13 protein-coding genes and 1 pseudogene are annotated in these 12090 nt (G+C 73.6%); 4 read left to right on the top strand and 10 right to left on the bottom strand.

Features of this window, described 5'->3' with window-relative positions; translation table 11 throughout:
* Window positions 1-131 precede the first annotated feature (131 nt).
* On the top strand, window positions 132-1079 hold the full coding sequence (locus AB0J52_RS12000; RefSeq protein WP_500181589.1) for a hypothetical protein: 948 nt from the start codon (window positions 132-134) through the stop codon (window positions 1077-1079).
* 162 nt (window positions 1080-1241) lie between these two features.
* Here the strand turns inward: AB0J52_RS12000 and AB0J52_RS11995 are convergent, their stop codons facing one another.
* The 7 genes from AB0J52_RS11995 to ligD (AB0J52_RS11965) all read right to left on the bottom strand — a co-directional run bounded on the left by AB0J52_RS11995 (window position 1242) and on the right by ligD (AB0J52_RS11965) (window position 6678).
* The gene (locus AB0J52_RS11995; RefSeq protein ID WP_500181588.1) at window positions 1242-1526 is read right to left on the bottom strand and encodes a GlsB/YeaQ/YmgE family stress response membrane protein; all 285 of its coding nucleotides are present in this window, start codon (window positions 1524-1526) and stop codon (window positions 1242-1244) included.
* A 178-nt stretch (window positions 1527-1704) separates the two neighbouring features.
* The gene (locus tag AB0J52_RS11990) at window positions 1705-1938 is read right to left on the bottom strand and encodes a DUF3107 domain-containing protein (RefSeq protein WP_500181587.1); all 234 of its coding nucleotides are present in this window, start codon (window positions 1936-1938) and stop codon (window positions 1705-1707) included.
* Between the two features lie 89 nt (window positions 1939-2027).
* Complete coding sequence (locus tag AB0J52_RS11985; RefSeq protein ID WP_117359595.1) at window positions 2028-2651, bottom strand: TetR/AcrR family transcriptional regulator; 624 nt, start codon at window positions 2649-2651, stop codon at window positions 2028-2030.
* Window positions 2652-2926: 275 nt separating this feature from the next.
* Window positions 2927-3154: a hypothetical protein gene (locus tag AB0J52_RS11980; RefSeq protein WP_500181586.1), complete on the bottom strand. Its 228-nt coding sequence runs from the start codon at window positions 3152-3154 to the stop codon at window positions 2927-2929.
* Window positions 3155-3242: 88 nt separating this feature from the next.
* Window positions 3243-4670, bottom strand: coding sequence for a dihydrolipoyl dehydrogenase family protein (locus AB0J52_RS11975; protein WP_500181585.1), 1428 nt, complete (start codon window positions 4668-4670; stop codon window positions 3243-3245).
* Between the two features lie 138 nt (window positions 4671-4808).
* Window positions 4809-5714 (bottom strand): non-homologous end-joining DNA ligase, encoded by a 906-nt coding sequence (ligD, locus tag AB0J52_RS11970; RefSeq protein WP_500181584.1) that lies wholly within the window; start codon window positions 5712-5714, stop codon window positions 4809-4811.
* On the bottom strand, window positions 5704-6678 hold the full coding sequence (gene ligD / locus AB0J52_RS11965) for a non-homologous end-joining DNA ligase (RefSeq protein ID WP_500181583.1): 975 nt from the start codon (window positions 6676-6678) through the stop codon (window positions 5704-5706). Before ligD (AB0J52_RS11965) ends, ligD (AB0J52_RS11970) begins: the two co-directional genes overlap by 11 nt.
* A 209-nt stretch (window positions 6679-6887) precedes the next feature.
* Between ligD (AB0J52_RS11965) and AB0J52_RS11960 the strand changes: the two genes are divergently transcribed.
* Window positions 6888-7241: a hypothetical protein gene (locus tag AB0J52_RS11960; RefSeq protein ID WP_500181582.1), complete on the top strand. Its 354-nt coding sequence runs from the start codon at window positions 6888-6890 to the stop codon at window positions 7239-7241.
* A gap of 152 nt (window positions 7242-7393) precedes the next feature.
* The gene (gene ku, locus AB0J52_RS11955) at window positions 7394-8515 is read left to right on the top strand and encodes a non-homologous end joining protein Ku (RefSeq protein ID WP_500181581.1); all 1122 of its coding nucleotides are present in this window, start codon (window positions 7394-7396) and stop codon (window positions 8513-8515) included.
* A gap of 111 nt (window positions 8516-8626) precedes the next feature.
* Here the strand turns inward: ku and AB0J52_RS11950 are convergent, their stop codons facing one another.
* The 3 genes from AB0J52_RS11950 to moeZ all read right to left on the bottom strand — a co-directional run bounded on the left by AB0J52_RS11950 (window position 8627) and on the right by moeZ (window position 11486).
* Window positions 8627-9397, bottom strand: coding sequence for an SGNH/GDSL hydrolase family protein (locus AB0J52_RS11950; RefSeq protein ID WP_500181580.1), 771 nt, complete (start codon window positions 9395-9397; stop codon window positions 8627-8629).
* Window positions 9398-9489: 92 nt separating this feature from the next.
* A complete protein-coding gene (locus AB0J52_RS11945) occupies window positions 9490-9792 on the bottom strand; it encodes a hypothetical protein (RefSeq protein WP_500181579.1) in 303 nt (100 codons plus the stop codon).
* Window positions 9793-10304: 512 nt separating this feature from the next.
* A complete protein-coding gene (gene moeZ / locus AB0J52_RS11940) occupies window positions 10305-11486 on the bottom strand; it encodes an adenylyltransferase/sulfurtransferase MoeZ (protein ID WP_500181578.1) in 1182 nt (393 codons plus the stop codon).
* Between the two features lie 232 nt (window positions 11487-11718).
* Between moeZ and AB0J52_RS11935 the strand changes: the two are divergent.
* Window positions 11719-12090, top strand: a pseudogene (locus AB0J52_RS11935) (hypothetical protein); the annotation flags it as partial.

Raw genomic sequence — 12090 nt, 5'->3', positions numbered from 1 at the left:
ACAGAGATCTACTCCTATGAAACTACTCTCTTTCGCTAGACGACGATCTTCGGATCTCCGCGTCCGACTTCGCCGCCGAACTGGAGGCCGTCGCGTCCGCCGCGTACGGGCCGGAGTGGGAGACGCGCGGGGTGCGGGTCCTGGCGGGGCTCGCCATGGCGCTGGCCGCCTTCTTCCCGCTCGCCGCCCTCAGCGGCGCGGCGGGCGGGGCCGCCGGGGTCGCGGGGGTCGCCGGAACGGCCGGGGCCGCGGGGACGGCGGGCGCCGCCGGAGGAGGCGGCCTGCTCGCCGCGACCGGGGCGAAGGTCGCGGCGGCCGCGCTCGCGACCACCGTCATCGCCGGGGGGACGGGCACCTACGTGGCCACGCAGAGCGGCGGGCACAAGCCCCCGCCGAAGGCGCTGCGGGTGACGCTGCTGAGCGAGGACAGGACCCTCTCCAAGCCCGATCTCACCTCGACCGTCAGCTATCCGCATGTGACGGGGCTCGCGTCGCCGGCCGTCGAGAGCCGCGTCAACAAGCTGCTCCGCGAGCCCGCCGTCCAGTGGGCCACCAGCGTCCACGAGGACTACGCCTCGTTCTTCGGGACGTCGCCGCCGGCGGGGGAGCGCCTCCACCCGGCGACCGTGGTCGATCTTGGGGTCAAGGGGCCGCGCTACCTGTCCGTGCGATACCGGCCCACGGCCGCGTCCCGGAACACCGGCTACAAGTCCACGCTGACCGTCGATCTGACGACGGGGACCAAGCTGTCGACCCGCGACATCCTGCTCCCCGCCGTGGACACCGACCAGGGGACGCGGAACCTGACCGCCCTGCTCACGCGGCAGACGCCCCACGGCGCGTTCTGCGGGCGGGACGCGCCTCCGGCCGACGGCCCGGGGCACCTGACCCCCGAGTTCGTCAACAGCGGCGCGGTCAGGGTGCTGCTCACACCGGGCGGCGCGGACTTCCACATCCCGATGTTCCAGCTCGGCTACGACATGGCCTGCAACCGGTCGGATCCGGCGATCCGTGTCCCGTACGCGCAGCTTCGCGGGACGCTCCGTCCGGAGATCCTCAAGTCCGTCACCGGCGGCTGAGCCCGCCGCCCGGCACACCGCCCGGACGTCCCGGGGACGCCGCCCGGACGGCGGGCATGCCAGAGCCCCCGTGTGCGGGCACGGGGGCTCTGATGGTGCGGGGCTTGCGGCGACGGCCGGTTCACCGAGGGGGCGGGGGCGCGGCCGTCACCGGTTCGGGGGTCAGAAGTACGAGCGGCGGCGCCGGCCGAACCGGCCGGAGCCCCAGCGCCCGGAGCCGTGCGAGGTCAGCGCGACCACGCCGATCGCCGCGATGGCGACCGCGAAGATGAAGGCGATCACCGATCCCGCGCCCAGCGCCGAGGCGATCACACCGCCTAGGATCGCGCCGATGATGCCGACGCCGATGGTCAGCAGGATGCCGATCGGATTGCTGCCGGGGACCAGCAACCGCGCCAGTGCGCCGATCACTGCCCCCACGATGATGAACCAGAGGACCGTGAGCATGACTTTTCGATCACCGTTCCGTGTCTCGGGGACTTCCCGCCGTTGCGGGGTGGCCTGACGGAAACCGGTATGCCCGCACTGTCCGGTTGAAACCTGGATGATGGGGCGGACGTCCGGAACGGGTGCTTCCGGACGGCCGTTCCCCCCGGCGCGACCTGCGCGGACGCGTCCGGCCGGATCAGGCGTAGGTGCTGCCGAATCCGACCGAGCGGCCCTCGTCCTCGGCGATCTCCAGATAGCCCACGTGCGCGGCCGGGATCACCACGCGGCCGCCCTTGCGCTCCTCCAGCACGAACACGCCGCCGGTCTCGGCGAGCGCGTCGGCGAGGAGGCGCTGGACCTCGTCCGCCGACAACCCGGTCTCGACCACCAGCTCCTTGGGGACGAACTGCACCCCGATGCGAACCTGCACGCGACGCTCCTTTGTCCGAGGCTTCTCCGTCCGAGTGTGCCCGGTCGGAGGGGCCGTCGGAACGCGCGGCGCGGCCGGAACCGCGGGGCTCAGGAGGAGCTGCGGGGGAACCCGGAGATCCCGCGCCAGGCCAGGCGGGCGATCATCTTCTCGGCGGTGTCCTTGGGGATCTTGCCGTGCTGGCCGAGCCAGTAGCGGGCGCTCACCTCGGCCATGCCGACCAGGCCCATGCCGAGCAGGTGCGCCTCGTCGCTGTCGGCGCCGGTGTCCTCGGCGATGACCTGGGCGACCATCTCGGCGCACTGCAGGTTGGCGCGCTCGACCCGGGCCCGGACGGGCGCCACGTTGCGCAGGTCGGACTCGAAGACCAGCCGGTACGCCTCGCCGTCGCCGGCCACGAAGTCGTAGAAGGCGGCCATGGCCGCCTGCACCCGCAGCTTGTTGTCGCTGGTGGACGCGAGCGCCTCGCGGACGGTGCGGACCAGCGCCTCGGCGTGCTCGTCGAGCAGCGCCAGGTACAGCTCCAGCTTGCCCGGGAAGTGCTGGTACAGCACGGGCTTGCTGACGCCCGCCCGCTCGGCGATCTCGTCCATCGCCGCGGCGTGGTAGCCCTGGGCGACGAACACCTCCTGTGCAGCGCCGAGCAGCTGCCTGCGCCGTGCAAGACGCGGCAGGCGCGTGCCACGGGGGCGGGCGTCCGGTGTCGCGGTCACCACACTCTCCGATCACCGATCAGTGCGGCGGTCCGGGGGTCGTCCGCCGCGGGAGTCAATCCCACCATCCTACGCGCCGGTAACCTCAAAGGTCACCCACGGGCCGATTCGCGTCGCTCCGCGTGTCCTCCCCGCCACTCCGCGCGAGCGGCGGCCACGGCCCCTCCGTACGGCGCGGCGGGCCTCCGCCGGGGCGCGGCGGACGGGGCCCAAACCAGGCCCGACCAGGCTCGGGCGCGGCTCGGGCGCGGCTCGTCCGAGGATCCGGCGACGCCTCAGCGGTACTCGTCCTCGTCGAGCCGGACGACGCGGCCCTGCTCGACGAAGTCGGCCTCGTCGGCCTCCACCGGCGGGCTGCCCTGCGGCCCGTCCTCCTCGGCGCGCACGTCGGCGTGCTGCTCGGCCGTGTCGGCGTCGGTCGCCTCGTAGGCGGGCGTCCGCTCGTCCGCGCCGGGCTCGACGTCCTCGGCCTCGATGCCCTCGGTGCCCTCGATGTCGCTCATCGTGCGTCCTTCCCCCTCGGTCGCTCGCGGAGTGCCGTCCGGCGCGCCGGTGCGGGCGCGGGCGTGCGCCGCGTCCGCCGTGATCCGCTCAGAGCCGTGCCGCCAGCTCGCGCAGCGGCGCCTCCACGGCCTCCCCGAACGTGGGGAACGCGTGGACGACGTCGGTGAGCAGGCTCAGCGGCGTCTCCGCCCGGATCGCCAGCGCGATCTCACTCATCCACTCTTCAGCGTAGAGGCCCACGGCGGCGGCCCCCACGAGCAGTCCGCGTTCGCCGTCCGCGTACAGCTCCACCCGGCCCCGGTCCTCGGCCTCCACGGCCGCGCGGGCGGTGGCGGACAGGTCGCGCCCGGCCTTGATCAGGTTCATCCCGGCCTGCTCGGCGTGGACGGGGCTGATGCCCACCGCGTACACGGTCGGGGCCGTGTAGACCACGCGCGGGATCGCCCGGTAGTCGGCCTCCCGGTGCTTGCCCAGGACGTTCGAGACCACGACGCGGGCCTGGTAGCGGGCCGCGTGCGTGGTGCGGGCGACACCGGTGACGTCCCCGGCCGCCCACACGCCGCCGCCCAGCTCCGCCGCCAGGGCGGCCGGGGCGTCCTCCGCGCCCTCGCCGACGCCATCGCCGGGCGTCTCGGACCCCGCGGCGCCGGAGGCCCCCGAGGCCCCGGCACCGGGGAGCCGGACGTGGCAGGTCGTGTCCACCGACAGCGGACGGCCCGCCTGGACGGCGAGGCCGAGCGTCTCCAGGCCGAGGCCCTCGACGCGGGGCCGCCGCCCGGCGGCGACCAGGATCCGGTCGGCCTCGACGACACCGCCGTCCGACAGCCACAGCCGCAGCCCCACCGGGCCGCGCTCGACCCGCGCCGGCTCCGCGCCGAGCCGCAGGTCCACGCCCATCCGGCGGAGCGCCTCGGCGAGGATCTCCCCGGCGAAGGGGGCCTCGGCCGTCAGCAGCCGCCCGGACGCCTCGACCACCGTGACGGCCGAGCCGAACGCCGCGTACACCTGCGCCATCTCGCAGCCGACCGGCCCGCCGCCGAGGACGACCAGGCGGCGCGGCAGGTCCGGGACGGTCAGCGCCTCGTCGCTCGTCCACACCGGGACCTCGGCCAGACCGGGCACGGCCGGGACGGCGGGCTCGCTGCCGGTGCTGACGACCAGGTCGGTGAAGCGGTGCTCGACGCCGTCCACGTCCAGCGTGCCGGGGCCGGTGACGCGGCCCCAGCCGCGCAGCACGGCGACTCCCGCCTCGGCCAGCCGGGCGGCCGCGCCGTCGTCGTCGAGGTTGCCGGTGACCTCGTCGCGGCGCGCGACGGCCAGCTCCCAGGTCTCGCCGCGGCGCGCCGACATCAGCAGCGACTTGGACGGGACGCAGGCGAAGTACGGCGATTCGCCGCCGACCAGGCGGTTCTCCACGAGCGCGACGACGCGTCCGGCGCGGGCGAGGTCCGCCGCGACGAGTTCCCCGGCCGTGCCCCCGCCCAGCACGACCACGTCGAAGTGATTCCGCGACATCGACACCTTCGCCTCCGGCACCGCTCGTCAGGTCCCCGAACCTCATGGTGACTCACTTCGGCGTCGGAGAGTGCCGGTTCGAACACATACGGCGTCGGAAATCTCCCTTCCGCTGCCCGGGGAGCCCCGCCCGGCCGGTCAGGGAAGCGGCCTCCGCTCGCCGAGCAGGGGCTCGAAGAGGTCGCCGTCGCGCTCCACGCGGGCCAGCACGTCGGCGGGCCCGAAGTCCAGGTCGGCGGCGCTGCCGGCCGCCTCCAGCTCGTCCCAGGTCAGCGGCGTGGACACCGCCGGACGCTCGGCCGCGCGCAGCGAGTAGGGCGCCACTGTGGTCTTGGCCGTGCTGTTCTGGCTCCAGTCCACGAAGATCTTGCCCTTGCGCAGGTCGCGTCCCATCTTCGCGACGACCAGGTCGGGGTGGTCGGCCGCGAGGCGCTGCGCGGCCTCCTTGGCGTACGCCGACGTCCGGTCGGTCTCCTCGACCGGGACGTACAGGTGCAGGCCCTTCTTGCCGCTCGTCTTCGGGAAGCAGGACAGGCCGTCGGCGTCCAGCAGGTCGCGCAGCATGACCGCGACCTTCCGGGCGTCGAGGATGGTCGCGGGCGGCCCGGGGTCGAGGTCGAAGACCACCAGGTCCGGCGGGTGCGGACCGCCGCGCGGGCCGACCTTCCACTGCGGGATGTGCAGCTCCAGCGCCGCCATGTTCGCGCACCACACCAGCGTCGGCAGGTCGTCCACGACGACGAAGTCGAGCGAGTCGCGGCCGCGCGAGCTGCCCGGCGTCGCGACCGTCACCCGGCGCACCCAGCCGGGGGTGTGCGAGGGGGCGTTCTTCTCGAAGAACGAGCCGCCGCCGACGCCGTCGGGGTACCGCTTGCGGGTCGCCGGACGGTCCCGCAGGTGCGGCAGCAGCACCGGCGCGATCTTGGCGTAGTAGTCGATCACCTCGCCCTTGGTGAAGTCCGGGTACAGCTCCTTGTGCAGGTTGGACAGGGTCACCTCGCGTCCGTCCACGTCGACGGTCTGCTTGCTCCGCTCAGGGCTCACGGGTCACCTCGTGGGGTCGCTTGTCGTCGCGCAGTCCCCGCCAGGACGGGAACCGCAGCCGGTCGTCCCTCGTCCGGACGGCGTAGGCGACCTCCCCCACCAGGCGCGGTTCCACCCACTGCGCGTCGCGGGCCACCTCGCGCGGCACCTCGTCGTCGAACGGGCTGGACGGGCGGCGCAGCGGCCACAGCAGCTCGTGCAGCTCGTCCAGCATCCGATCGGTGAACCCGGTGCCGACGTGGCCGACGAAGCACAGCCGCCCCTTCGCGTCGTACTCGCCGAGCAGCAGCGAGCCGACGCCGCCCTCGCGCCGGCCGCGGCCCTGCTTCCAGCCGCAGAGCACGACCTCCTGGGTGTGGAAGTTCTTGATCTTGCGCCAGAGGTCCACCCGGCGGCCGGGCCGGTAGGGGGAGTCGAGCCGCTTGGCCATCAGGCCCTCCAGCCGCTGCTCGCGGGTGAAGTCCAGCAGCTCGGTCACCTGGGCGCTGTCCGAGCCGTCCAGGTACGGCGGGGCCTCCACCGGGCCGGTCGCGGCCAGCTCCAGCTCGGCCAGCAGCGCGCGGCGCTCGGCGTAGGGGACGTCGAACAGCGTCCGGCCGTCCAGGAAGAGCAGGTCGAACACGACGTACCGGACGGGCACCTCGCGGATCAGCCGGGGGCCGGGGTGCGCCACGTGCATCCGGCGCTGCAGCCGGGCGAAGCTGGGGCGGCCTTCCTCGAACGCCACGACCTCGCCGTCCAGGACCACGTCGTGGTGGGGGAGAAGGTCGGCCAGCCCGGACAGCTCGGGGTAGTGGGACAGGACGTCGGCGCCGCGCCGGGAGGCCGCCCGCACCCCGTCCGCGGAGACGCCGGTCAGCACGCGGACACCGTCCCACTTGAGCTCCAGGCCCCAGCGCGCGGTGTCCTCGGGCAGTTCGCCGGTGACGGCCGTCATCGGCTCCACGGGCCACGGCATGGTCATAACGCCGTTCCTACCCCCGGCCCGCGTCCTGGAAAAGATCTCCCGCTCCGGTGTGAGCGAACCGGGACCGTTCGCCCACACCGCCCCAGTCCGGGCGCGGACCCGGCGATTTGGCAGGGACTTCACGTTGCCGCAGGTTAAGGGCCTCTCGCGTTCGGTAATCACTCGATTGCCCGTCGTGGCTCCGAAGCGAACGCAGGAGGATTTCTGTGCGATTCCGCATGCCGTCCCTGACCATCCGGCCTGGCCTGTCCACTCGGCTCTCGCTGGTCGCCGCGGCCGCCGGCGCGGCCGCGAGCCTGTGCGCGGCGGCTCCCGCCGGCGCGGCCACGACCGGCGTCGCGCACCCGGACCGTGCGCCCGCCTACCGCTGCAGTGAGATCCACCCGTTCACCGGACACCGCGCGGAGGGGTTCTACTGCAGGGCCCTCGGCGGGGCTCCCATCCACGGCGTGATCCGCGGGCGGCTGCACCTGCTCACGCACCACCGGGACTACCGGTGCCGCCGTGCGGAGCTCAACGAGTACCCCTACCGGATCCACGCGCAGTACTGCGAACCCTGATCCCCGGGATGCGGTCGGGGCGGCAGTGGACGGCAGTGGACGGCGGTGCGCCGCGGGGGCGGAGGGGAGCGGGTGAGACCCGGGGGCCGGCCGGGGCGCCACCGGGCCGGCCCCGCCGCTTGTGGACGGCTCAGGGAGGGTAGGCACCGTTTATGCGCAGCATCTGGAAGGGCGCGATCTCGTTCGGCCTCGTGACGATCCCGGTCAAGCTGTACTCGGCGACCGAGCAGCGCGACGTGTCCTTCCACCAGGTCCACCGGGAGGACGGCGGCCGCGTCCGGTACAAGCGCGTCTGCACGATCGACGGCGAGGAGGTCGCCTACGCCGACATCGCCAAGGGCTACGAGCTGCCGTCCGGCGAGATGGTCGTGCTCACCGACGAGGACTTCGCCGACCTGCCCCTGACCAGCAGCCGCCGGGTCGACGTCCTGGAGTTCGTGGACGCCGAGGAGGTCGACCCGATCTACTTCAACAAGACCTACTACCTCGAACCGGACGCGCAGGGCGTCAAGCCGTACGTGCTGCTGCGGGACGCGCTGGAGGAGTCCGGCAAGGTCGCGGTGGTGAAGGTCGCGCTTCGGCAGCGCGAGTCGCTGGCGACGCTGCGCGTGCGGGACGGCGTGTTCGTGCTGGAGACGATGCTCTGGCCGGACGAGGTCCGCACCCCCGACTTCCCCTTCCTGGACGAGGAGATCGACGTCCGCCGCCAGGAGCTGACGATGGCGACCTCGCTGATCGACACCATGTCCGGCGACTTCGACCCGAGCCAGTACAAGGACGCCTACCGGGAGGCCCTGGAGGCCGTCATCGAGGCCAAGGTCGAGGGGCGCGAGGTCGTCCAGCCCGAGGAGGAGCGCGGCGAGGCGCCCGCCGCCGACCTGCTCAGCGCGCTGCGCGCGAGCGTCGAGGCGGCCAAGAAGGGGCGCTCGGCCGAGTCCGGCGGGACGGCGAGCGCGCCGGAGAAGTCCGGCACCGCGAAGAAGGCCGCGACGGCGAGGAAGAGCACCGCGCCGAAGTCCGGCACCGAGAAGTCGGGCACCGAGAAGTCGGGCACGGAGAAGTCGGGCACGGCCGGGTCGGGTACCGCGAAGAAGGCGTCCGCCGCGAAGAAGGGCGCCGCGGCGAAGAAGGGCGCCTCGTCCGGCGGGACGTCGGGCCAGGGCGGCACGTCCACGCGCGGCGGGACGGCGCGCAAGAGCACGTCCAAGGCCACGGCCAAGAAGGCCGCGAAGAAGAGCGCGTCGCCCAAGTCCCGTTCCCGCAAGTCCGCCTGACCACGGCGAACGGGTCGCGGCGCGGAGCCGGGGAGAGGGCGGCGGCCTGGCCGGGCTTCCCGGCCACCCGGGCCGCGGAGCCCGGGGGCCGGCGGGGAGCCCGGCGGCGGGTCAGCCCGGGAGGTCGACCGGGCCGAGCGCGGGGCGCTTGGCCGCCACGGTGTCGCCGGACGAGTGGCCGCGCAGGCGGCGGCCGATCCACGGCACCAGGTGCGCGCGGGCCCAGCGGACGTCGAAGAGGAGCTGCGCGCCCCGGCTCAGCGTGGGCAGCGGGGCGAGCGCGGGCTCGCGCCAGTCCCCCGCGTCCGGGACGCCGAGGGCCTCCAGCGCCGCCAGCGCCACCCGGCGGTGCCCCTCCGGCCCCATGTGCAGGCGGTCGATGCCCCACATCCGCCAGTCGCGCAGGATGTCCATGTTCCACTGGTCCACGACGAACGCCCCGTGCCGGCCGGCGATCTCCCGGAGGTGGTCGTTGTACCGGGAGACCCGGTCGCGGGTCAGCCGGATCACGGCCGAGTCGGCCGGGTCCACCCCGGTGAACAGCACGACGTCCGCGCCCGACTTCCGCAGCCGCCCGACGGCGGCGTCCATGGCCGCCGCCAGGTCGGCCACGTCCGTCCCGGGACGGAGCAGGTCGTTGCCGCCGCCGGACACCGTCACCAGGTCGGGTTCCAGCTCCAGCGCGGCGGGCAGCTGCGTCTCGATGATCTGTCCGAGCAGTTTCCCCCGCACGGCGAGGTTGGCATAGGTGAAGCCGTCCTCCCGCTCGGCGAGGGCCTCGGCGAGCCGGTCGGCCCAGCCGCGGGGGCTTCCGTCGGGGTACTCGTCCCCGATGCCCTCGCTGAAGGAGTCGCCGATCGCCACATAACGCGTCCAAGCCATGCCCTCATGGTATTTGGCCTGCTCACGCGACTCGTCCATGCCGCGCGGGCGGACGGCGCGAACCGCCGGTCGGCGGCCGCCGTGGATGGCGGTCAGAGGTCGCCGTGGACGGCGAGGACGCGCGCCAGCGTCGCGACGGCCCCGTGCGGGTCGGTGCAGGGCGCGATGCGCTCACCCCAGCCGAAGTAGTAGAACCAGTCGCCGCCCACGTGGTCCGGCGCGGCGATGACGCTCTCGTTCAGGCCCGGCAGTTCGCCGTTGCTGACCAGGGCCGTCGGCCACCGGTCGCCCTGGGCCGCGACCTCGACCAGCCAGCCGCGCGAGCGCAGCCGGTCGACGAGGTGCTCCAGGTGGCCGAGTGCCCGGTCGGCATCGGTCGGCACCTGTAGGGACATCGTTCCTCCTGTGCGATGCGGGACGCGGCGGCGGCCACGGCCGAGACGCCGGGCCCCCGCGTTCGGGCAGGGGTCCGGGCGCGCGGGGCGCGAGGAATGTGGTCGCCGGTCACGGCGCGATGTGCGCGGCCCGGCATGCGCGCGTCGGGTCGCGGCGTTCGGCGGTCCCCGCGCTCGTGCGGGCGGCGGGACCGGGAAACGCGTTCAAGTCTGACCAGCGGTGACCCAGATCACAAGCACTTCGGGTCGCAGGGTCGTATGGGTCGCCTCTGCCCTCTCGGCCGTCCTCCGAAACCTCGCAGCTCACAGCGGGGGCACGGGCCTTGGGGGCGATGCGGTCCGGACCGAATCGGCGGGAGCCGTCCCGGCCGCCGGCGGGCGCCGCCCCGGGCCGTCCGGCGGAGGATGATCACGACGGGGACGGGCGGGGAGGGGGCGGGCATGCGAAGGGCCCCCGGGGCGATGCCCCGGAGGCCCTCGGACGGTGACCGGAACCGGTCAGCGTGTCGGTGTCAGTAGCTCGGCAGGCTGGGGTCGATCTGGTTGACCCACGCCACGATGCCGCCGCCGACGTGGACGGCGTCGCCGAAGCCCGCGTTCTTCACCACGGCCAGCGCCTCGGCCGACCGCACGCCGGACTTGCAGTGCAGGACGATCTTCCTGTCCTGCGGCAGCCGCTCCAGCGCGGACCCGTTCAGGAACTCGCCCTTCGGGATCAGCGTCGCGCCCGGGATCGAGACGATCTCGTACTCGTTCGGCTCGCGGACGTCCACGAGGAAGATGTCCTCGGCCCGGTCCTGCATGGCCTTGAGGTCGTGGACGGAGATGGTGGACTCCTTGGCGGCGAGGGTCGCCTCCTCGGAGACCGCGCCGCAGAACGCCTCGTAGTCCTCCATCAGCTCGGTGATGGTGGGCTTCTCGCCGCACAGCGGGCAGTCGGGGTCCTTGCGGACCTTGACCGTCCGGTAGCTCATCTCCAGGGCGTCGTAGATCATCAGCCGGCCGACCAGCGGCTCGCCGATCCCGGCCAGCAGCTTGATCGCCTCGTTGACCTGGATGGAGCCGATCGACGCGCACAGCACGCCGAGCACGCCGCCCTCGGCGCAGGACGGCACCATGCCGGGCGGCGGGGGCTCGGGGTAGAGGCAGCGGTAGCAGGGGCCGTGCTCGGCCCAGAACACCGACGCCTGGCCGTCGAACCGGTAGATCGAGCCCCAGACGTAGGGCTTGCCGAGCAGCACCGCCGCGTCGTTCACCATGTAGCGGGTGGCGAAGTTGTCGGTGCCGTCCACGATCAGGTCGTACTGGCCGAAGATGTCGAGGATGTTGTCGCGGTCGAGCACGGTGTTGTGCACGACCACGTCGATCAGCGGGTTGATCTCGCGGACGGTCGCGGCGGCCGACTCGGCCTTCGGCAGGCCGAGCGTGGACTGCCGGTGGATGACCTGGCGCTGCAGGTTGGACTCGTCCACGACGTCGAAGTCGATGACGCCGAGGGTCCCGACCCCGGCCGCGGCCAGGTACATCAGGGCGGGCGAGCCGAGGCCGCCCGCGCCGACGCACAGGACCCTGGAGTTCTTGAGGCGCTTCTGCCCGGCCATCCCGACGTCGGGGATGATCAGGTGCCGCGAGTAGCGGTTGACCTCGTCACGGGTGAGCTCCGGCGCGGGCTCGACCAGCGGTGGCAACGACACGGTGGGTGCTCCTGTGCTGACGCGGTGCGGATTACGGGGGCGGACGCCGTCGTCCTCTCACGGCACAACCCTGCCATGCCCCGGGGCATTCCCGGGGGCGACTCCCCTGGTGGGACGCCTCACACCCGGCTCACACCCGGCGCGGACGGGATACCACCCCGTTGCCCGGACATCTGATGGTTCCCTGAGCGATGGGACGGATCGGTGCTTTGCCGGGTTAGCCTTTCCGGTTGTGGCGTTCCAGCCCCCCATGCAGCAGCCTCCGCCCTTCCCCGGCCCCCCGGCGGAGCCGCCGGGACCACCGCGGCCGGCCGTCGTCCTCGGGCTGCGCGCGCGGCAGTGGATGCTCGTCGCCGCCGCGCTCGGCTGCGTCTACGCCCTGGTCGGCGGCGTCGCGCTGGTCGCGGCGGGCAAGTCGCTGACCCGCGGCCCGACCGGCGCGGAACTGCAGACCGCCGCGCGCGCCGAGGTCGCGCGGCGCTGGCGGGCGTGGCCCGCCGCGCGGATCTTCCCCGACCGGATCTCCTACGAGGTGCGGCGCGGCCGGACCGAGTTCGCGGGCCGCGCCGGAATCGCGCCCGGCGGCGACTGCACCGCCTCGGTC

Source organism: Spirillospora sp. NPDC049652 (genome assembly GCF_040675125.1).
GTDB lineage: Bacteria > Actinomycetota > Actinomycetes > Streptosporangiales > Streptosporangiaceae > Spirillospora.
The sequence above is the reverse complement of the archived record's forward strand: the minus strand, read 5'-3'. Positions and strand labels throughout refer to the sequence as shown.